We start from the raw sequence: 21,683 nt of genomic DNA, 5'->3' as shown, positions 1-21,683 counted from the left end.
CAACGAGGGCTTGGGTGGCTCCTCCCTTCGGTTCGATTTTCCGCACGGTACGCCTTAAGGCGCGGGGTCGTGGAGGGTAGCGAAAGTGGAGATAGGAACGTGGTTCCCCCTGAGGAATATGTTGCCCGTACCAGAGGGCGTCACGGCTTAGGTGCCTCGAAGCCGCCTGATAATCTCCAACGCAGCTTGCTGCTCTCGGGGTCCTGGACGTTCAGCCAAGTCCGCCGCCAGAGCGAGATGCGGGATTTCGTCGGGGACGACGTCGGCCGCGTGGATAGTGACGTTCGGTCGTGTTCCGGGCTTGGCAGGTAACAGGAACCAGTCACTGATGAGCTCGGGCACGTCGCGCCGGGCTACATAAACTTCCAGCTCTAGACCGGAGAGCAGTCCGGAGTGAGCATGCGAAACACCGGCTAGCCGAAGTCGGGGCTCTTCCCTTAGCGCGGAAAGATCGTCTGGACCGGCCGACAACAAAACCTTGTCGGCCCGCCGCGCGAGCAGCGATACGACAAACGCAACAGGGTCTGCCGCTCCGTGGAACCGCCTTATGCGGCGATCGAGCCGGTGACGCTCGATAGCATCCAGCCCCAGGCCCGGAACGCTCTGGGGTCGCTGGAGGGCACGGATGAATTGCCATGCGTTCTGCTCCGTTAGGGGTCTTCCTGCAGCCGCCTTGTGGTAATTTGCAGCGTCAACTTCATCGACGACCCAGCGCCCACCGACGCGCTGTCCCGGGATTCGTCCTGACGCCACCAAGACGCGGGCACGGCTCTCTGCGATGCCGAACCGCTTTGCCAGATCCGGAACGCTCAATAGCATTGCGTAATCATAGCGGCCGCGCAATGAATTGATCGAAGGCGGCATAGGTCCGAACACGTCAGTGAGTCGGCACACATACACCTACGATGTAGCACTGAACGGGGAACCCCAAAGACGCCACGCTTCTCACCGTTGAGCAGGCCGCACAAGAATTGAACGTCAGCGATGGAGCGATAAGATCCCTGCTTCGAAGGGGCGAACTCAGAGGCTTTCGAGTCGGCGGCCGCGGCCAATGGCGCACAGGTATCGATGGGACAGATCGACTCATTGCGCGTTCGCGAGACTTCCGGCGCGCTTCGTTCTCGGCTGTTGGGGTGAGCTCGTGCAGGCGAATATGGATGCGCATGTTGCCTGCCCCGGAGCATTGTCCAGCTGCATCTCCTACGCCTTTGAACTGCCGGGGTATGGCGTGGTCGACCACATGGCATACACGGCCGGCCTGACACTCAGCTCCACCTCGGTCGAGGGTAATCCGCGCACCTACACACTTCGGGCTACCCCGGTGTGCGGGCGGGAGGATGGCCAGTGGAAGGTAGCGCATTGGCTGGGGACACGGTCGTTTCGGCTCCTACTCGCCAGCAACAGCCCTATTTGTTCAAGGGGCCATCCGAGGCGCGTCAGGTCAGCAGGAACTCGCACCAGAGCGGGTAATGGTCCGAGATTCGCCAGGACACTTCGCTGCGCGTCAGGCCCCGGAAGACGTGCGGGATGAAGTCGAAGGTCCCGGCCCGTTGCCCGTAGGTCAGGCCGCGCAGCCGGGAGGTGCCGTCGGGTTTCGAGAACCAGGCTAACTGGTCGTAGAAGTGTCTGGTCTTGTCGTCGTCGAAGATCGTCCGCGGGACTGCGTTCAGCTCGGTCGGCGGCCAAAGGCCCGTGGAGATGAACGCTTCGTAGAGCGGGTCGCCGATTCGGTCCAGATTGAAGTCACCAAGCACGATGAGGTTGGAGTTCCAGTCGTTGGGCCGGACCCCCCAGTCATGCATCCACCGGGCGAACTCCTTAATCTCCGGCAGGCGCTCCGCGGGGCTTTTGCCCCAGAGGATGTGGACGGACGCGAGGGTGAACTCCACGCCGACCCTGGAGAAACTGGCTGTGTAGGGGGTGCGGGCGAACTGTCGCTGTGGGTCATCCCCGATCGGGGGCAGCACGATCTCCCCAACCAGGCCTGAGGGCTGGACCCGTGTGCTGTCGTACAGGAAGGCGAGGCGTTCGCCGTTGCCGGCATCGCCTTCGGCAACGTCGGAGATGATGACCTGCCAGTGCGGGCCAAGGGTCGCCAGGAGCCGCTTGAGGGCGACGGGGTTGCGGCGGGACTCCTGGACAGCGACGACGTCGAACCGGGAGATCACCTCGGCCAGGCAGGCCACCGCGTGCCAGTCCCGCTTGGGTGATTCGTTGGGCCCGGCCAGCCACTTGGCGGTCAGGTCACCCAGCGCACGGATGTTCCACGTCCCGAGCAGGAGGTTCGAGTGAGTCTTGGCGGGGATGACGGCGGCCAGGGCTGCATGCAGCCGGTCCAGGTCTTCGGTTACTGCTGCCGGCGGCTGCTCAGTCATGCGTCCATGCAAGCAGACGGTCGGCGGGATGCAAGCAGGCGCACCGGACTTGAAATCCTGCCAGTAGTGCCGGGCAGGCAGAATGTCCGTGGACCCGAGCACCTTTAGGACCTCAACCGTCCGTTCGCGCTGTCAGTACCCGGCAGGAACATTCGAGAGTATTGCCAGACCTTTAGGGCGGGCGCTGGGCGCGGATCGGCGGAGGGAACGGGGGCAATGGTGGGTACTGAATGGCATTTTCCGGTGATGATCGCGGCGTCTCTCGTTGAGTTTGTTCTTCTCCTTCGTCTGGTGCTCGGCCAGGCCGTTTTTCGGCGGAGGATCCGGGCTGTCATCGTCGTGTCGCTGATCGTTGTCGTTGCCGGCATGCTGTTCGGAAAGTACGGGCTGCTGCTGGGCCTGCCATGGTGGCTTTACTATCCCGTTCCAGCGCTCGTGACCATTGTGTTGCCCCCGCTGGTGTTCAAGATGACGCGGAGAATCACTGCCCTGTACCTCATCCTCGCTGCCATATCGGCCCCGCTCATCCATGTGCTGTTTTCCTTCTTCCTCGGCTGGGGCGAGTACATGCCATTCCTTCCGGTGCCCGGTCTGGCGAGCCTGCTCAGCTGAGCGAGGGGACGCTTGAGGCCCCGGTTCTGCAGGCAAAGTCATATCCAGCCCTGTTCCTAGTCCGGCCGGTAGGGTCGGCTCAACTCATCCGAACGGGAATGGGGATCCGATGAGGCTTGAGGGATGGCACGTAGGCGTGTTTCTGGCGATGCAGGTGCTGGTCGCCTTCGTCGTTGTCGCGGGCGTGACGCTGCTGGTCCTTTGGACGGTGCGGCTGGTCCGGCGACGAAACAATGGCGGCGGTTCGTGGCCGCCTTCGTTGTAGGGGGGGCAGGCACAGACTGCGCAAAAAACTCACCCTGAACACCGAAAAGCAATTCCGCGAATTCCTCAAAGGCGCCGCCGCGGGCTAGCGTCGACTCACACCGGGCACCCACTGACCTCGTATCAAGGTAACCGATCGGCTGCACTGGTCCATGCCAGCACGGTCCTGAACGAGTGCGCACATCCGCGGGGAGCTGCTTCTCCGCTACCAACGGTCCTGCGATCTCGGAGAGCTACTCGTTCAAAAGCTACTCCGCAAACTACCGATAGACATACCCCCAGGGAAGCAAGCGTCGGGCCGGAGACACCCACCGGCGTGGGAGAATTCACCCATGGCCTTCACACCCTTGCACCGCGCCCTAGGGCTCCAACCTTCCGCCCTGACGTATGCGATGCTTCCAAGCGCCATCGAGCAGCGGGTAACGGAAAAGGGCGATCTGGATTGGAAGGAAAAACTGCCCGACAGCCGCAATCCCAAAGCTAACGAGGAGTTCGCCAAGGATGTTGCCGCCATGGTCAACGGTGGGGGCGGCATGATCGTCTACGGCGTAGCGGAGGACCGGGTCAGCAGCGCCGCGGAGCGCATAGTTTCGGTAGAGGACTGGTCGGACACGATCGAACGAAAGCTGAGGGGCTGGGCGTATTCTCTGATCCAACCGCCGGTTCACGGCCTGGAATTCACCCCCCTGGAAGAATCCGATAAAGGCCCCCGTGTTCTTGTCCTGGAAGTCCCGGCAAGTCTGGAGACACCGCACTTCTCCATGAAGGACGATGCACTCAGGGCGCCCCGGCGTTACGGTGCCCAGACTGTGTTCATGAGTGAGCGCGACATCGAGCAGGCCTACCGCACACGATTCGAGGACCGCCGGAACAATGCCAGGAGCCTCTCCGATCTCCTGGACCAAACGATGACCGGCATTGACCAAGACGGCGTCTGGCTCGTAGCGGCCGCACGTCCCCTAAGCCCTCGCCCTGCACACACGGCACGGATCAGCCGACAAGATGCCAGGGAAATCCTCGACTCCCTTACGAACACGAACCCCTTCCTGAAGGACCGGTACGGGTTCGAGTATGCCGATTTGAATCCACGCCCGGGGTACCGGAAATGGCGCTCTATAAGCGGCCACGGTGGAATCGTAGACATCCACGACGACGGCAGCGTGAGCGTGGGTCACAAAGCATCCATCGGGAGGGACGGCTTTGAGGCGAGCACCGACATCCACGTCATGGATGCCCAACAGCTCCCGGCCCACATCATCCACCTTGCCAGAGCCACAACCGAGCGCATGGACATGACAAGCGACTATGAGGTCAGCATGGTTCTGAGCGCCCAAGGTAACAATCCGATATTCATTAGGACCTTCGAGACGGCAATCAACCACCTGCGGAGCCGGGACCAGCTCACTGCCATCCACAAGTTCCAGCCAGTCACAGGGATCCTCGCCGCGAACATTTCTGAAGATGAGGCACTGGTAACGGTCCGCAGTTTGGCCTTGGATGTCATGAACCAGGGAGGATCCCCGGCCCTGGGGAGGCACTATTTGAGAGACCAGCTTTGAGCCTGGTAGCCGCCTGACTGCGCACCCGGTAGCTGACGGTGTCCCCGAGGGATGCCTAACCGGGTGGGATAGGTCTCGAGGCCACAGCGCGTTGCTGCCGGGCGTATGTGAAAAGCCTCCGCGCGAGTCCAGGACTCAAGCGCGGAGGCTCCCGGTTCTCCAAGCTGGGGGGACTGGAGAACCAATGTAATTGTACTAGCCGGCGTGAGGTCCCTAGCCCGCTGGCGGGCTGGGAGGCGGGATCTTCCGGTCACTTCCGGGGAGGGCGCCCGCGGGTTCTCCCGGTCTGCCATCCGGGTGCGGCGGCGTCCAGGAGCTGGACCTTGGCCGGGTCGAGGTCGCTGCGGCGGCGCTTGTACCGCTGCGCGTGAATCCACACCCCGAGAGTGTGTTCCCGCTCTGAGTCATAGTCGTGGTGGCGGGGCCAGTCGTTGCCTTCCTCCCGGAAATCCACGAGCTCGGCCAAACGGTCGTGCCACCGCGCTTCGTCCGCCGCTTCACGGCGATTTTCGGCCCACCCGGGTACCTGGGCAAGCCCGTGGCTGTAGGCCGGGCCAAGGGTCCCCTCGGCTGCTTCTCGCCGGCGTCCGGATAACCAGCGCGCCAGCGACCTCTCGCCCCGCTCTCCTGAACGGCCGTCAGGGAACCGGCCTTCGGCCGACACCCAGACGATGACCTCTTCCATCCGGGCGAGGTCCGTGGGGGAGGGGTAGGGGACGGGTGCGGCGCCGGCGGCGGCCTGGTGCTCGGCCTCAAGTCCCGGATCCTGGCGTCGGGCGATGACCAGGTGGTATCCGACGGCGGCGGGCGGAACGCGCACCAGGGCAGCGATTCGTTGCCGGCTCAATCCGAGCCGGTACATCAGCACCCATTCCGCGTCAGGAGCGCACCTCAACTGCCGGTCCATAATGGACCCCATCCTGCCACGGCCCACACGGAATACCGGCGGGCACCGCTGGACCAAAGACACTGCCCTCGGGCGTCCACAGGGGACGGCTGGACGCGCTCGTACTTGGAAGACGGGTAGATGGCGTCGTTCCGTCGGGACCATACGTTGGCCGGCGATGGTGCACTTACGATGTAGCAATGAACGAAGAACCCCGGAAGCCGCCACGCTTTCTCTCTGTCGAGCAGGCTGCGCAAGAACTCAACGTCAGCGATGCAGCGATAAGATCCCTGCTTCGAAGCGGTGAGCTTAGAGGTCTTCAGATCGGCCGCCGCGGACAGTGGCGCACCGGAATCGATGATCTGCAGTCCTACATCGATGAGTCCTACCGAAAGGTGGCCGACAAGATCGCCCGGGGCGAGTTCACCGAAGCGGAGGCAGAGGACGAGTGAGGGCCGACGAGTGGGCCTACGAACTGGCTGATACCCTGGCCCACGGGTGGGGTGGTCCTGCGACCATGACAGTGGCAGCGTGCGCGAATGCTGCTGCGAGCGAAGAGGTCATCGCAACTGCTAAGAAAACCGTAGAGGCCGCAGGCTGGGACGTCTATGAGATCGACGCACGCCGGACCGCGGGCGACCCGTCCCTGTTGCAGGACGCTGGCTTCGTGATTCTGCGCGACATTCAGACGCCACTTCGAGTGGAAGTCGTGGTGCTGATTGGCGCTTTCCAGCATCTGGTCCGGAGGAGTCTTCCGGTAGGGATGCTCGCCGTCGGGTCACCGGCAGGGATCCGGGCTCTTCTTCGCCATCCCGGCATGGGCTTCCTTAGTCGGGCAGAGTCGGTCATCCAGGGCTGATGCCCTCGACAGCGACGGGGCGGCGGCGGCGGATTAGGGCGCCGGACGTAGGCGTCCCGCTCAGCGCCCAGTTTTACGGGCCTGCCCATGGTGTCTAAGGCTTCAGTGGCGCCGGCCCCTCATCGCGGTCCGCCTGCTGCCAGCGGACAGGAATGTCTCCTCAGCTCAGTTGGTCGTCAGTTCGAATCCGACAGGGACCCCCAGAAGAACCGTGCCGTTACTGGGAACCATCCCGGTGGCGTTGGGGTTTTGTTTGCCCCGGTTTCTCGGTATCCCCTCCAGTGCCCCTCCATCGGGAGCACTATGCCCGTGACCTGTGTTTTGTCGGCCAGTTCCTCGAAGAGCTTCAGGTAGGCTCAAGCGGTGATTGACGCTTCGATGCCAGACGCTTGTCCGCCGCCCGAAAGTGCACCGAGAGAGGGCATTTTTTACCGGTTGGCAGAACCACACCTGTCCATCGGCAGTGCCCCAGCCAAGGGATCCTGGCGGAAGCCGCATAAAGGCCGGGGTCCCTACTATGGGCGCGTTGAAATCTGCGAAGCCCATGCTTTCTCAGTATTCAAAAGCCTTGATGCAGTACAGGATGCTCGCAAGATCAGTCCGTGGGCCGCAAAGAAGTCCCTAGCACTCGTCGAGATCCAGCCGACTATGGGAAACGTGCTAGAGACCCCAAGTGAAGTCGCCCCTACCCACCATGATTGGTGGTCGTCCCCATACAACCTGGTCCCGGCCTCAGTTGTGATCGAAGAGTCTAAGGACATCGCATGATGGACTTCTTGCGGTTGCCGCTGTTTGGGACACCTTTTGAACATGTGGAGACCTATTTCGAGTATGAAGGCATTCGGACATTCGCAATGCGCTCGACTCGACTGCCGCTCTACTACATCGCAAACTGCGTTGACGAAAGCGAAGAAGACGATACTCTCACGTTCCTTTTCGTGGCTGTAGGCCCAGCCCGTTTCGAAGCAGTACGGTCAGGAGTTGTCCCTTTTCGGGATGCGTTTTCCGAGGCGCTCGCTCAGGGTCTGCACTCTGTCACATGGGATTTCTCCAGGGAAGATATATCCGCGCCGGTTGTGCGCACGCTTCACATAGATGAGGTTCCCCTGCCCTGGCTTCCTGCGGCGGATGCCCGGCTGAATCTCAAGACTAAGACAACTGCCGCCTTTGACCATGATGAGATCCAGACGCTCTCGGCAGCTCAAGGGAGATCGGTCTTCGCTGTCGAAGTAGAGTCGCAGACAAGTAACATCACAGAGTTTCCGACGAAGTACGCGGGTCGCCTGCAGATCGCAATCCAAGGCCAAATCGATGCCTTGGCTCAGGAGCACCTTGGAGGAAATCATCACGACGTGCAGACAACGGTAATCGGATTGCGAGCAGCATCCTTCGTTGTGGTCTTTGCTGTCGATGCCGGGGAAGCCCTGTTTGAGCGTAGGGACCTGACGCAGGAAGTCTTCACCCAGTTCCAATCGCTCCTTTCGGTGGCTGCCCAAAAAAGTCCTGGGGCAATGGTAAAAACACTTCTGTCTCATACCCGGCGCGTCCGACTGCGATTTAGAGATTTACTGGAGCCATTGGTGAGGACCGGAAGCGGAATCGCCCTAAATACTGCCCTTGTCGGAGCTAACAGCATCACAACCTCTCGCCTCAGTTCCGAGTCTGTCAAGGTCGCGTTTGACGCCATTGAACATGTAACTCCAATTACGGAAAAATTGGAGCTGTCGCGGGCCATCCTCACGGGGCTGACCCTGCGAACCAAGAGGTTCGAACTGATAGACGCCGCGTCAATGAAAATATACAAGGGCAGCATGACAGATGACGCTCTCATGCAGGCAGACGGCCTGACAGTAAGCAACTCGAGCTTTGTGTCTGCCGTTATGCGGATGGAAGTGGCGTTCGCCGGGGAAGACGCAGAATCCGAAGCTAAATACTTCCTAGAGCGAATTGAGGCCACTCCCGGCGGCGAGTAATCAGTGGAGGGCGCTCAGGAGTGATTTATGCGTGAGCGCCCGACCACGCTCGACAACTGAGGTTTCGGTACAGGTTGAGCTTCACGGAGCTGGCTGTGCCTTGAGGTAGTCCATAGAAATCCACCTCTGCCTGTGAATCTCCGGCTGGGACACGCATCATACGAACCGCCATGTCCAGGACTAGGGTTATCGGGTGCACTGGATGGAAGCTGAAGCCGGACTTCCGCACGCTCATTGGGCTGCAAGGCCCCGCCTGGGCTCATGGCGCTACTCGCAGGCGCCCCCTGCGTCCCGGGTCCGTTGCGCCAACCGATACTGTGGACGCGTGACACTTTATGGGGAACGTATGCGCGTTCAGTTGCTGGAGCGGGCAGAAGCTGAGGGGACAAGCCGTTGGACTGCGACTATTCCCCCGCAGGTCAGGGTGAAGATCGCGCACCTTTTCAAGGCGGAGAACTCATACCTTAACGTTCTTAACGGTGACCGGTTTGCCGCATTCGTAGCTGCTCGTGTCTCTCGCAGCGAAGGCCTCCTTCTCGACACAGTCACTTTCGACGATCTCGCGAGGATGGAAGATCAGGGCCTGTTCCTTTCATTTGTGGAGGCCATCCACGCCCAGGCGGTCGTGGATGGTTACGTTGGACGGTCCCAAGAATTCGTCGACAGCGTCAACAAGATTTTTGACGCCCACCGTGTGGCTTTCCGCCTTGTGGCCGGGGCTTCTCAGATCGTCCCGCTGGATTCTTATGAGCTTCACACGACGGTGGTTGAACCTGTAATTAGATTGCTGCATGGTCGTCCCGATCTTCATGGCGTGCAGATCGCGTATATGAATTCGCTCAACGAGATCGCAGACGGTAAGCCAGCTGACGCGATCACGGATGCTGGTACAGCGCTTCAGGAAACGTTCAAGGCGTTGCACGTGCCTGGGAAGGTCCTTGGCGATCAGATCAAATCGGTGCGTCTGAGCGGCCAGCTACCCGGGCGTGATGCCCCGATGCTAGATGCTGTCGTGAAAGCTATGGAGTGGGTGGCTTCAGAACGGAACCAGAACGGGGATGCACACAACGTCACTGATGCGAAGCTCGATGACGCGTGGCTTATCGTCCATGTGGTCGGAGCGTTGATCGTTCGGCTGGTGGGCTCTCCTCGCGAATAACGCCTCCGAATCCCTTCAACCGCGCCACCGCGAAGGGGTTCTAGGGTCTATGGCCTCTCCAGAGGGCTTGAAGAACTGGCACAAACCGTCGGGACCGCTGCTCTCCAAGGCATGGCAGTACGCCTCGGTCTTACTCCACAGTGTGCAGAAGCAATGGATTTCGCGGTCAAGGCAGTTGAACGAGTACCGCAGTGGTGTCCCTAACGGTCGGGGTCTGTCGGACTCTCTAATAAGATGAGCCGGTGATAACGGGCGAAATTAAATCTCAGGTAGACAAGGTCTGGAACGCGTTCTGGACCGGCGGCATCTCCAATCCTCTCGAAGTAATCGAACAGATCACGTATCTGCTCTTCCTGAAGCGCCTGGACGAAAACCAGACCCGAGCGGAAAATAAGGCCAACCGCACCGGCAAGCCGGTCGAAAACCCGGTCTTCCCTAGCGGTCTGGATGACAGGGGCCGCTCGTATCAGGACTTTCGCTGGAGCAAGTTCAAGAATTTCTCCCGCGACGAGATGTACACCGTCTTCGCCGAGCACATCTTCCCGTTCCTGCGCACCGGGCTGGTCCAGCAGGCCAACGGCGAGGAGTCCTCCTACGCCCAGCACATGAAGGACGCGCGCTTCACCATCCCCAACGCCGGGCTGCTCGAAAAAGTCGTCGACATCATCGATGAGATTCCTATGGACGAACGCGACACCAAGGGCGACCTCTACGAATACATGCTCGGCAAGATCGCCTCGGCCGGAACTAACGGCCAGTTCCGGACACCCCGCCACATCATCGACCTGATGGTTAAGATGACAGCACCCCAGCCGATGGAGGCCATTTGCGACCCGGCCGCCGGCACCGCCGGATTCCTCGTCCAGGCAGGCGAATACCTCCGCCAGCAGAACGCAAACCTTCTCACCACCCCAGAGCAGAGCCGGTTCTTCCACCACAGCCAGTTCCACGGATATGACTTCGACAGCACCATGCTGCGCATCGGATCCATGAACATGCTCCTGCACGGGGTGGAAAACCCTGACATCACCTACCGGGACTCTCTGGCTGACCTGCACGGCTCTGAGGAAGAAAAGTACGACGTCATCCTCGCCAACCCGCCTTTCGCCGGCAGCCTGGACTACGAGAATGTCGCCAAGGATTTGCTCTCCCTGGTCAAGACGAAAAAGACGGAACTACTCTTCCTGGCCCTGTTCCTGAGGCTGCTCAAGCCCGGCGGTCGGGCCGCGGTGATCGTGCCCGACGGTGTGATGTTCGGGTCGTCCACGGCTCACAAAGCGCTGCGGAAAATGCTCGTTGAAGATCACAAGCTCGACGGTGTGGTCAAACTCCCCTCGGGCGTCTTCAAACCCTACGCCGGGGTCTCCACCGCGATCCTGTTCTTCACCAAGACCAACTCCGGCGGCACCGATAACGTGTGGTTCTACGACGTGACCTCGGACGGCTTCAGTCTCGACGACAAACGCACCGCGCTTGGTACCTCCGACCTCGGCGACGTCCTTTCCCGCTGGCAGCAGCGGACGACGACGGAGGGAGCGCGCGCGCGTACCGACCAGTCTTTCCTCGTTCCCAAGTCTGAAATAGCTGCCAACGGGTTTGATCTATCCCTCAACAGGTACAAAGAAGTCGAGCACGAAGAAATCGACCACAAGGAACCAGCAGAGATCATCGCCGATTTGGAGACTCTGGAAGCCGAGATTTCGATCGCCCTGTCGGACTTGAAGGAACTGATGTCGTGACTGTAGACATTGAACTGCAAAGGAAATCGGGCACAAGCTCCACCATGAAGCTGGGCCGTCTCGGCGATCACGTCGAAATATTATCCGGATTTGCGTTTGACTCCAGTCGGTTTGCTATCGACGGTGAAATGCCCCTGATCAGGATCCGAGATGTTGTGCGGGGAAGAACTGAGACGTATTACTCTGGTCCATTCGGTGAGAGGTTTGTCGTTCGTAAAGGCGACCTTCTCGTTGGCATGGACGGTGACTTCAATCGAGAAATTTGGTCGTCGGAACCTGCACTACTCAACCAGCGAGTCTGCCGGATTTCGCCTCTTGGGGCCGACCTCGACCGCCGATACCTCTACCATTTTCTGCCGCAGGCGCTCATGGAAATCTGGCACGCCACTCCGTTTGCCACAGTCAAGCATCTTTCGGTGAAGGCCATCCGGGAGATCGCTTTGCCTCTCCCGCCCCTCGACGAGCAGCGGCGGATTGCGGCCATCCTGGATAAGGCCGACGAGCTTCGCACCAAACGCCGCCAAGCCCTTGCCCACCTCGACGCTCTTTCGACTTCAACTTTTCAAGTTCTCCTTGCCCGACAGGATTGGCCCAGACGAGATTTCGGTGATCTCTGCAATCGTGTGACTGTTGGAGTCGTAGTCAAGCCCGCCTCGCATTACGTGAGTGAAGGAATTCCTGCACTGCGATCACTAAATGTTCGGCCCGGAGGCCTAGTGATGGAGAATCTCGTGTACTTCTCCGCGAATTCACACAATGGACCGCTTCGAAAATCGCAGCTCTGGCCAGGAGACATTGTGACCGTGCGGACGGGAAATGCAGGTACTAGCGCAGTTGTTCCTGCCAATGCAGGACTACTGAACGCAATCGACCTGATCATCGCTACACCCACTCCGGGCGTCATGTCACCAGAATATGCTGTAGCTTTTTTGAACAGCGACGCCGGAAAGCGCATGGTTCTGGGTGAGAGCCGAGGACAAATTCAGCAACATTTCAACGTGAAGTCCCTTCAAGGGGCTGTCATTCCGGTTCCTCCAATCCAAGCTCAGCACGAGCTGGCTAGCCAGCTTGCTCAAATCGACCGGGTTCGACGCGTTCAGCTGTCTCAGCTCGCCACATTTGACGCGCTTTTCGCATCCCTACAGCACCGCGCCTTTAGCGGTCAGCTCTAAGCTCCCAACGAAGGAACCGCAAATGATTGACTCAGTCAAAGACTGTGCTGTCTCAAGCCTTCTTGGCGTAGACCACAAGATCGTCTACGTCATTCCCCCTTATCAGCGCGAATACACATGGTCCAAGACGCATTGGGAGGACTTGATTGACGATGTGCTGGGAGCCCCGGAGGGATATTTCCTGGGGTCCATCATCTGCATCAACCAGCAGAAGGACGCCACGGACATCGCCCAGTTGGAACTCGTCGACGGACAACAGCGAATCACAACACTGTCCATCTTGCTCGCTGCCCTCTACTCCTGCTTGGCTGCGCGTAAAGGCGAACTAGATGAAGACGAGAACGCGTCCCTCATCAATCTCAGGCGGAAGCTGGTCCTCAAGGAGCCCGCCGACCACCCGAGGCTCACCCCGCAACGTCAGAACAACAACGCCGGGGACTATGTCGCTGTCCTCAGCGAAGCCGGCGTCATTAAGCAGCTTAGGAATAGGCCCGGCAATCTGGGCAACCGGCGGATCATGAAGTGCTACCGCTACTTCGTGGACCAAATTGAAGCCAGGATAAGCCCGGCAGAACCATCGCACTCCCAACTCCTGAGAATGGTTGAGCAGGTCTCCGCCGCTGTGCTGGTCAAGATCGAAGTCAAGAATCACTCGGACGCCTACGTCCTCTTCGAGTCGCTCAACAACCGCGGTGCACAGCTAACGCCGATCGACTTGATCAAGAACAAGCTGCTGGCCTCCACCCATGGGAAAGACGCCCTCGCTGTGGAAGCGGTCTTTGAAGAATGGATGGGCATCATAGACCTGCTGGGGGACGACTACTCCTTGCAAGAACGGTTCTTCCGCCAGTATTACAACGCCTTCAAGGAAGTACTGAACGACGTAGTCAACGAGCCGGTGGCTACGCGGTCCAACCTCATCCGCATCTACGAAAAGCTGATCGAGCACGGACATGAGGAATTTGTCAGCCGAATTAGTGCAGCGGCAGATTTCTACAGCCAAATTGCCGGCGGGTCACGGAGTTCCGAGAACCCCGCGCTGAACGCCGGATTCATCCGGCTCCGCAGGGCGCAGGGGGCACCGTCTCACTTGCTTCTCATGTACTTGATGACGAATCAGGGCCGCCTGAATCTGACCGATGGCGATCTAGTCGAGATTTGCGACCTACTGGTTGCCTTCTTCGTTCGCCGAAATGTAACGGGACTGCCGGCTACCTATGAGCTCCAACGTCTCTTCATGGCCATCACCCACCAACTGCACCATGGCGTCGGCGAGCCTATTTTCGAAATGCTGCGTGAACGGCTGGTTGGCATCTCGTCGTCCGACGACTTGTTCCGCGAAAAGCTCGCTGGCAACGCCTACGAAGACTCCTACGACATGACCCGCTTCATTCTGTGTTCGCTTGCGGAGGCGAGCATGACGGACGAGACGCGCGTAGATCTTTGGGCTATGGAGGGGAAACGGCATGCGTGGTCCGTTGAGCACATCTTCCCCCAAGGTGCCAATATCCCCGCATCCTGGGTTGAAATGATGGGCGGATCTCCAGAGGTGGCGAAAGCCGTGCAGGCGGAACACGTTCACACTCTTGGGAATCTGAGCATCACCCGGTTCAATGCAACTCTGAGCAACAAGTCATTCCTCGACAAACTCAATGCTAGAGACAGCAACGGTAACTCGGTGGGCCTTAAGAATATGCTTCGAATCAATGATGACGTGATCAGCGAATCGACTTGGACGAAGCAGCACATCGTCCAGCGGAGCCAACAATTGGTTGACGCGGCTTTCAGCTACTTCCGCCTTAAGTAGTCGGAAGCCTCCACCGGAGGAGGCTAGGGCGTCTCCGCGCATACCGCTTTCTGCAACGTTTCGGGCCTGACCTGCTCGTCGCCACGCATAATAAGCGAAATTTGCTGGAAGGGGATGTCGCCCTGCGGAGCGGTAGGCTGCATCGGCTAGGCTCCACACAGAAGATCGACAAAGGAGTGGCATTTTGGGGGACGTGAGCAGTAACTTCGCTGTACTGCAGGCGGAGTGGCCGGGGATAGCCAAAGAAGCGCGGCTGGCCGAACTGTATGCGCGGAAAGACCCGCGGTCTTCGCTGCTCTATGCGAGGCGGTCCATTGAAGCGCTGCTCGAATGGCTCTATAAAGCCGACGCATCGCTCACTTTGCCCTACAAGGGTGACCTCAACGCCCTGATGTCGGAACCGACGTTCAAGCGGCTAGCCGGCGAGACGATCGTCAACAAGTTTCACCTCATCCGTAAAGTGGCGAACAGCGCCATCCATACCAATACTGCAGTCACCATTCAGCACTCCGAGCAGACCATTCGGGAACTTTTCCACGTCTGCATCTGGCTGGCCCTTCGCTACACCCGCGATCCCGCCAACCGCCCGGACCCCGCAGCCCCCTTCGACGGTGACTTCCTCAGCCCGATGCTGAAGCCGGGCGTTCCTTCGCCAGCCGAGAAGCCCCGCACGGCAGACCAAACGGCCAAGCTCGCCGAGGAACTGGCGGCTAAGGATTTAATCTTGGCCGCACAGAAGCAGGACAACGAGCAGCTGCACGCCCAGCTTGCCGCCCTGCGCGCGGAGGTTGCATGGGCGAAAGAAGAGAACAAGAAGCTTCCGGACAGGCACGACTACTCAGAAGCGGAAACCCGGGTCTACATCGACCTCTACTTGGGCGAAGCAGGATGGGCGCTGGGCAAGGCCGAGGATCGCGAGTTCGAAGTCCACCACATGCCCACCCACGCCGGTCCCACCACCGGAATCGGGTTCGTGGATTACGTTCTGTGGGGATCTGACGGGAAGCCTCTCGCCGTCGTCGAAGCCAAGCGGTCAGCCAAGTCACCCTACGAGGGGCAGCAGCAGGCCAAGCTCTACGCCGATGCGTTGGAGAGGGAGAAGGGCCAGCGCCCGGTAATCTACTACAGCAACGGCTACGAGCACTGGATCTGGGACGACGCCTCCGGTTATCCGCCCCGGTCGGTGCAGGGCTTCCACACCCGGGACCAGCTCCAGCTCATGGTGGACCGACGCACCACTCGTAAAACGCTGGCTACGGCGCCCATCGATATTGAGATCGCGGGACGCACCTACCAGCAGGCGGCCATCAGGGCCGTTACCGCTGCCCTGGAAACGGACAAGGAACGCAAGGCGCTGCTGGTGATGGCGACAGGCTCCGGCAAGACGCGCACCGTCGTCGCGCTCTCCAACCTGCTGATGCAGGCGAACTGGGCCAAGCGTGTGCTGTTCCTGGCCGACCGGGTCGCCCTGGTGGACCAAGCGGCCCGTGCTTTCAAGACCAATCTCCCAGGATCATCCCCCGTGATTTTGGGCCGGGACGTGGAAGCGGACAGCCGAATTCACATTTCCACCTATCCGACGATGATGAACCTGATCAACGAACGGACCGACGACGGCAAGGTCCTGACACAAACGTTCGGGATAGGTCATTACGACCTCATCATCATCGACGAGGCCCACCGTTCGGTGTACCAGAAGTACCGGGCCATCTTTGAGTACTTTGATGCGTATCTGGTGGGCCTCACGGCCACGCCGCAGTCCGAAGTGGACCGCAACACCTACTCGCTGTTTGACATCGAGGACCACGTCCCGACGTTCGCTTACGAGCTGACGCAGGCCATCTCCGATGGCTACCTCGTACCGCCACGGACCGTGTCCATTCCGCTGAAGTTCCCTGTCGAAGGAATCCGCTACGACGAACTCTCGGAGGAGGAAAAAGAGGACTGGGACTCCGCTGAATGGGATGACGACGGGGAGATACCCGACGCCGTGGATCCGGCCATCCTGAACACCTGGCTGTTCAATGCCAACACCGTCGACAAAGCACTCGAGGTGCTGATGACCCGCGGGCACAAGGTCGCCGGGGGAGACCGGCTGGGAAAGACGATCGTTTTCGCCAAGAACCAGAAGCATGCCGAATTCATCGCCGAGCGGTTCAACATCAACTACCCGCAGTACGGGGGCACCTTCGCGAAGGTCATCACGCACAGCGTCAACTACGTCTCCACCCTGATCGATGCCTTCTCCCGCACCGAGGACAGCCCGCACATTGCCGTGTCCGTGGACATGCTGGACACCGGGATCGACGTGCCGGAAGTGGTCAACCTGCTCTTCTTCAAGGTAGTGCGCTCCAAGACAAAGTTCTGGCAGATGGTGGGCCGCGGCACCCGGCTCAGACCCGAGCTGTACGGACCGGGTGAGGACAAACAGGACTTCTTCATCTTCGACGTTTGCCAGAACGTTGAATACTTCAACGCCGAGCTGCCAGGTTCCGAAGGGTCCTTGGGACGGTCTTTGGCGCACCGCAGCTTCGCCGTACGGGCACAGCTGCTGGCGGAGGCCCGGACTGCCGGGCTCGACGGCGACTTCGTGCTGGCACTTCAATCCGGCCTGGTGGGGCAAGTAGTGGGGCTGCCCCGGGAGAACTTCCTGGTGCGCCCGAAGTTGGAGTGGGTGGAGAAGTTTTCGAAGGCCGCTTCGTGGGGCTCTCTTGGCACGCAGGATCTGACTGACCTGCAGACCACGCTGGCCCCCCTGGCGACGCTGGCTTCCGCAGGGGATACGGAGGAAGCCAAACGCTTCGACTTGCTGATGTACCAGGCGCAGCTGGCTTCGCTGACCTCTGCGGCCGCCGTCGAGCCGTACCGCAAGAAGATTGTGGAGATTGCGTCCGCCCTGCAGGATCAGCCGAACATCCCCGCTATCGCTGCCCAGATGCTCCTGATCCAGTCGATTCTGGAGGGAGGGGAGTGGGGCCAGGTCTCGCCGCAGTGGCTTGAGCTGATTCGTGTGCGGCTCCGGGGGCTGGTGCATCTGATTGAGAAGAAGCGCCGCAAGGTGGTCTACACGAACTTCGAAGACACCCTCGGCGAGATCGTGGAAGGTGAGCTGAAGGGGACCGTGGATGGCTCCGTAGATTTGGCCCGGTACCGCGAGAAGGCTCGAATGTATCTGCAGGGATTCCTGGACCACATGGCAATCCATCGCCTTCGCCGCGGGCTGCCCCTGACCGAGACGGACCTTGCTGAACTTCAGCGCATGCTAATTGAGAGCGGCGCCGGTTCACCCGAGGAACTGGAAGCGGCCACAGCACAAGCTGAGGGTCTTGGGCTGTTTGTCAGGTCTCTGGTGGGTATGGACCGCCAGGCGGCGCTGGATTCCCTCTCCGAGTTCGTGGGGGATAAGACCCTCAACGCCAACCAGCTGCACTTCGTGAACATGATCGTCCAGCAACTCACCGAGAATGGCGTCGTGGACGTCGGCGCGCTGTACGAGTCTCCCTACAGCGATGCCGCCCCTGCCGGGCCGGAAAGCTTGTTCCCGGAGGCGGATGTGGATCTGCTTGCTGCGGCGCTGAACCGAGTGCGCGTTTCGGCAATGGCCGGCTGACTGGCTCACCCGCTCGACCCATGAAGGGGACTTAGGCCACTACCAACCGTGGATCCTTTCACGCTTTTCCTCAATAAGTGCACGCGCATGGTCAGTCTTTAGGTCTCCTATGGCCGCATGGCTGACAGGTTCTAGCCGGGGGTTGCGGACGGCGAGGGCGTTGAACCAGTCAATCTCGGCTTGGATAGCAGCGGATTCGGGACCGGACCAAGAAACTGACCCGAAAATTCGTCGAGCGATCTCTTGGGGCGTGACGCCAGCATCAAGCAGGATTGGGGCTAAAATCTCTGCATCTGCGTCTCGGTCCCCAGACAGGGCTTCCATGGCGCTATGTACACTGATTGCTCCGTCCCTAAGCAAAGCGGCACTCAGCTCCGCGTCGTGACCGATCAATTCCGGCAAAAGATCGTTGTGGCCTGGTTCAGACACAGTCATGAGTGCCAACGTTTTTCGTTCACCACGCGGTAATTTTCGGAGCACGTGCTTAACAGTGTCGAGCGCACCGTAAGCTCGCTCGTCTTGGCTCTCAAACTGGTGTGCGAACCAGTCAGCGCAGAGGGCAGGGTTGGTTTGACTCAAGTCTTCAAGTATTTTTTTCAATCTCCAATTTGAGCGGTCACTTACGGAGGCCGGATTGCTTTCAAGGAACGCCGCTCGCCATGTGTCTCGCCACTCTGGCGGGAGCGTGGGGCCATGTTTAACCCCCATGGAAAATGCAAGAGAAGCCTCTGCTCGCACACGCTTGACGTCATGCGCAAGGAGGGCGGCAAGCAACGGATCAGCTTCGTCTCGAGCGAATAGTTGGTCGAGGCAGACTGCGTCGTCAGCGGTCAATTCTTCTACGACTTGGCGGGACGTTTCGTTAAAACCGCTTCCATTGACGACTGCCGCGATGACAGCAGGTCTTACGCCTTCGGTACTTAGGGCAGCGCCGATCATTGATCCAGGTACGCGGAGGCCGCGCCGCAAAGCCTCAAGCAGAAACTGATGTACGAGAACTGCTGAGCTGACCGCTACTGCCTCACCGAGCCACCCGATTGGATCCTTACATGCCTCCGCGACCCTGATTGGAATGGGGTGTCCTTGGCCAGATATTCCCACGGCGGCGGCGAGCTGGGCTAACTCTGTGAAACGGGCCGTTCCGGCACGGGGCCCGTGGTGAATTAAGCGATGAGCAAGTGCAGTAGCTTCAATGTTCCGCTGCAACTCCCAGTCCTCGAACGAATCTACACCCCGCCGCCCAGCGAAGTCTTCGAAGTCCATATCAACCACAATGACAGGCCATGGCTTCGGGGGCAGTATGCCCCATTGGTGGGCCAAATCCAGCTCCATAACCGTGAGGTGCGCTGCTCCGGAGTGCGTTTCCACCCACGGCCGGAGAGTCTCAAGTATGGTCCAAGCACCTTCCACTGCGGCCGCTCGCTGATCAGCGTCTACCTCAGACGCACCAGGTCCAATGCCCGCGGCAGCCCGGATCCACGTGCCGAAGAGATCTATGAGATGCCGCATTGCTTCGGCTGGAGCTGCACAAGACGTTGTAAGCCGCATGGCGGCGAGCGACGGAGCGACATGCGCAACCCATAGTCCCGTCATTTCCACTAATCGTTTGGCGGATTCCACGCCACTCGCCATCGTGAAATTACTGAAGTGTCCCGGATCAGACCACGTGCCCTCTACGGTCGGTGACAACACCTCTTTGGTTGATTCGGCCCACACCGCCCACTTCAAGCCGTCCATGCCGGAGTTGGTCCAGGTCGTTACATGCTTCAGCAGCACCTCTCGTACCTGGAACACAGAACCTCGGTCCGGATCTAGATGCTGCGCCAGCTCGGCAAGCACGCGCATCGGGTGATCACTGTGGGTGTTGCGAGGCCGGTCGTCGCTTGTCGCCATGTCTAAGAGGCCGTGCACAGCTGCCTCGTTGCCATAGGCCCGGGCGCAGGTACGAAGTATGTTCGCGGCATGGTCTGAAATGGGATTGTACTGTGTACCCCACCAAGTCACCTGAGGCTCGGGCGGATGGCTCAAAAGGCTTCGAGCAGAATCGGCAGCGAAGTCGGCCGCCGGGGCGCTCACGAGTCCGTACTCCCGAACAAGCGCAAGCGTGTTCGCGTCCCATTCTTGGGCGGGTCGAAGACCGGCCGCCCATGCACGTGCTGCGATCACCGCCCCTTCAGTATTCGTGGTGCTGGCCGCGCGGAGCATAGACGAGAAAAGTTCATGTTTCCGGTTTGGAAATGTTTCGATGAGGAGCGTCCAGGAGCCAGAGCGGTTGGGACCGAAGAACCAACCGCTGACGAGCGCCGAGGACAGAGCGGCCTGCAGGTGCCATTTGCCATTGCGTGACTCAACCAGGCCATTAGTGGCTACTTGATGCAGTGAGTTCACTACAACTGGAAGGGGACGATTCTGAATTCGGGATAGTTCTTCAAGGTCTCCGTAGTCAGCTCCGTTAAGGGCCGCGATACAGGCGAGAAGGTCGATGGTGAGGGTTGAACCTGCTTCCTGCCTCAAGTGTCGAAGGACGTGGTCCAGTAACGCTTCACCCGTAAAGATGTTGGCTCCACTGGCCGTCACTACCGCAGAACACAGCGTCAGTGCCCAGCCAGGGCGGCCCTCCGCCTGAGAGAGGATGACGTGACGCGTGCGAACCGCAGATACGCCGGCACCGCGGATTATCTCGTCCATAATGTCTCTGGGGAGCAGATCCAACAGTATGGTTGCTGGCTCGCTCAACCGAGAGGATGTTGATGCTGCCTCGTCCGGCCAGCAACTGGCTACAATCCTGAACGAGAGGCCCTCCTGGGCTCGCAGCCGCGTCAGTTCGGTGAGCAGGTCAAGCCGCAAGTGTGCGTCGTCAAGGATAACTGTGGAAGGGCTCAATGCCATCAGATCATCGAGGAGGTGGTCGCGGGCAAGTGGATCAACTAGGAAGGCCTCCGTCAGCTCAGCCAATATTCTTGTCTTCCCAGCCCCCGAGACCCCCGAAAGAACGACATCTCTTCTCTGGTCCAAATGTTCCCGGAGCATTGCAAGGTCGGATTCTCTTCCAAGCAGAATCTGCTGATCAGAGGTAGCAAGCTGGGACGCTGGGACTAGGGCATCTAGTCGGCCGCGAACGCCAATCAACGTTTCTCGCCAATGCGCGTCGCTTTTGAGGGCATCCACTAGCCATCGACGGCCGTAATACTCCGGCAGCGGCAACCCGTGGAGCCGACAGTACTCGTCTATTTTTTTCCGGGTTGTTCCGGTGAGGTTGTTAGTGGTCGTGATGACAAGTGCATCAACACGAAACTCACCTGACGCTTGTTCCTTCAACCAACTTTTGTGGCTCCTCTTTAGGTTCGATAGGGGATCGCCGGTTGTGGCTAGAAGACGTCCTCGACTTTCCGGGTCTTCCGGTTTTACACGATAGATGTCGGCGTCACGCCCTAAATCGCGGCCAGCTTCAACGGGCGAGAGCCACGGGTATCTGCTCTGCAGCAGCGCGCTGGCGGCACGCTCAAATACGTCAGGGTCTACACCGCGATCGAGTGCCTGCTCGATACGATCGATCAGCGGCATATGGGCCCCCCTTTTTTCAGTCTCGCTTAGTCACGATGGAACGATTGTGGCTACAATGCGCCTTCCAAATGACGTTCCTCCGAGGACGACACTACTAGGAGCGA

Annotated in this window: 15 protein-coding genes and 1 pseudogene; 12 read left to right on the top strand and 4 right to left on the bottom strand. The window is 59.7% G+C overall.

Translation table 11 applies throughout. The annotated features are described in order from the left end of the window. Positions 1–147: 147 nt before the first annotated feature. Entirely contained in the window at positions 148–876 is a 729-nt protein-coding gene (locus ACQCST_RS13690; protein ID WP_426996302.1) for a helix-turn-helix domain-containing protein, read from the bottom strand. Positions 877–953: 77 nt separating this feature from the next. On the opposite strand from ACQCST_RS13690, the pseudogene ACQCST_RS13685 reads away from it, so the two are divergent. Then, positions 954–1,262 (top strand): annotated as a pseudogene (locus ACQCST_RS13685) (helix-turn-helix domain-containing protein); the annotation flags it as partial. Positions 1,263–1,436: 174 nt separating this feature from the next. Here the strand turns inward: ACQCST_RS13685 and ACQCST_RS13680 are convergent. Beyond that, positions 1,437–2,375, bottom strand: coding sequence for an endonuclease/exonuclease/phosphatase family protein (locus ACQCST_RS13680; protein ID WP_426996301.1), 939 nt, complete (start codon positions 2,373–2,375; stop codon positions 1,437–1,439). 216 nt (positions 2,376–2,591) lie between these two features. Here ACQCST_RS13680 and ACQCST_RS13675 point away from each other — a divergent pair, with 216 nt between their 5' ends. The 3 genes from ACQCST_RS13675 to ACQCST_RS13665 all read left to right on the top strand — a co-directional run bounded on the left by ACQCST_RS13675 (position 2,592) and on the right by ACQCST_RS13665 (position 4,810). After that, on the top strand, positions 2,592–2,987 hold the full coding sequence (locus tag ACQCST_RS13675) for a hypothetical protein (RefSeq protein ID WP_426996300.1): 396 nt from the start codon (positions 2,592–2,594) through the stop codon (positions 2,985–2,987). 109 nt (positions 2,988–3,096) lie between these two features. After that, entirely contained in the window at positions 3,097–3,252 is a 156-nt protein-coding gene (locus tag ACQCST_RS13670; RefSeq protein WP_426996299.1) for a hypothetical protein, read from the top strand. Between the two features lie 331 nt (positions 3,253–3,583). Next, a complete protein-coding gene (locus ACQCST_RS13665) occupies positions 3,584–4,810 on the top strand; it encodes an AlbA family DNA-binding domain-containing protein (RefSeq protein WP_426996298.1) in 1,227 nt (408 codons plus the stop codon). 250 nt (positions 4,811–5,060) lie between these two features. On the opposite strand, the gene ACQCST_RS13660 is transcribed toward ACQCST_RS13665, so the two are convergent. Continuing rightward, the gene (locus ACQCST_RS13660) at positions 5,061–5,717 is read right to left on the bottom strand and encodes a helicase associated domain-containing protein (RefSeq protein ID WP_426996297.1); all 657 of its coding nucleotides are present in this window, start codon (positions 5,715–5,717) and stop codon (positions 5,061–5,063) included. A gap of 179 nt (positions 5,718–5,896) precedes the next feature. Here ACQCST_RS13660 and ACQCST_RS13655 point away from each other — a divergent pair, with 179 nt between their 5' ends. The 8 genes from ACQCST_RS13655 (at position 5,897) to ACQCST_RS13620 (ending at position 18,015) form a co-directional block, all read left to right on the top strand. Next, positions 5,897–6,148 (top strand): helix-turn-helix domain-containing protein, encoded by a 252-nt coding sequence (locus ACQCST_RS13655; RefSeq protein ID WP_426996296.1) that lies wholly within the window; start codon positions 5,897–5,899, stop codon positions 6,146–6,148. Beyond that, on the top strand, positions 6,145–6,555 hold the full coding sequence (locus ACQCST_RS13650) for a hypothetical protein (protein ID WP_426996295.1): 411 nt from the start codon (positions 6,145–6,147) through the stop codon (positions 6,553–6,555). Before ACQCST_RS13655 ends, ACQCST_RS13650 begins: the two co-directional genes overlap by 4 nt. A gap of 764 nt (positions 6,556–7,319) precedes the next feature. Then, positions 7,320–8,528: a hypothetical protein gene (locus ACQCST_RS13645; protein WP_426996294.1), complete on the top strand. Its 1,209-nt coding sequence runs from the start codon at positions 7,320–7,322 to the stop codon at positions 8,526–8,528. Between the two features lie 325 nt (positions 8,529–8,853). Beyond that, on the top strand, positions 8,854–9,687 hold the full coding sequence (locus ACQCST_RS13640) for a hypothetical protein (RefSeq protein WP_426996293.1): 834 nt from the start codon (positions 8,854–8,856) through the stop codon (positions 9,685–9,687). A gap of 242 nt (positions 9,688–9,929) precedes the next feature. Further along, positions 9,930–11,426 (top strand): type I restriction-modification system subunit M, encoded by a 1,497-nt coding sequence (locus ACQCST_RS13635; protein WP_426996292.1) that lies wholly within the window; start codon positions 9,930–9,932, stop codon positions 11,424–11,426. Then, a complete protein-coding gene (locus tag ACQCST_RS13630; protein WP_426996291.1) occupies positions 11,423–12,598 on the top strand; it encodes a restriction endonuclease subunit S in 1,176 nt (391 codons plus the stop codon). The genes ACQCST_RS13635 and ACQCST_RS13630 overlap by 4 nt, the downstream gene beginning before the upstream one ends. A gap of 22 nt (positions 12,599–12,620) precedes the next feature. After that, positions 12,621–14,405, top strand: a complete 1,785-nt coding sequence (locus ACQCST_RS13625; RefSeq protein ID WP_426996290.1) for a DUF262 domain-containing protein — start codon at positions 12,621–12,623, stop codon at positions 14,403–14,405. A gap of 193 nt (positions 14,406–14,598) precedes the next feature. Further along, positions 14,599–18,015, top strand: coding sequence for a DEAD/DEAH box helicase family protein (locus tag ACQCST_RS13620; RefSeq protein ID WP_426996289.1), 3,417 nt, complete (start codon positions 14,599–14,601; stop codon positions 18,013–18,015). A 39-nt stretch (positions 18,016–18,054) separates the two neighbouring features. On the opposite strand, the gene ACQCST_RS13615 is transcribed toward ACQCST_RS13620, so the two are convergent. Beyond that, positions 18,055–21,579 (bottom strand): ATP-binding protein, encoded by a 3,525-nt coding sequence (locus ACQCST_RS13615; protein ID WP_426996288.1) that lies wholly within the window; start codon positions 21,577–21,579, stop codon positions 18,055–18,057. Between the last annotated feature and the right edge of the window lie 104 nt (positions 21,580–21,683).

Source organism: Pseudarthrobacter sp. N5, assembly GCF_050157035.1.
Classification (GTDB): Bacteria; Actinomycetota; Actinomycetes; order Actinomycetales; family Micrococcaceae; genus Arthrobacter.
The sequence above is the reverse complement of the archived record's forward strand: the minus strand, read 5'-3'. Positions and strand labels throughout refer to the sequence as shown.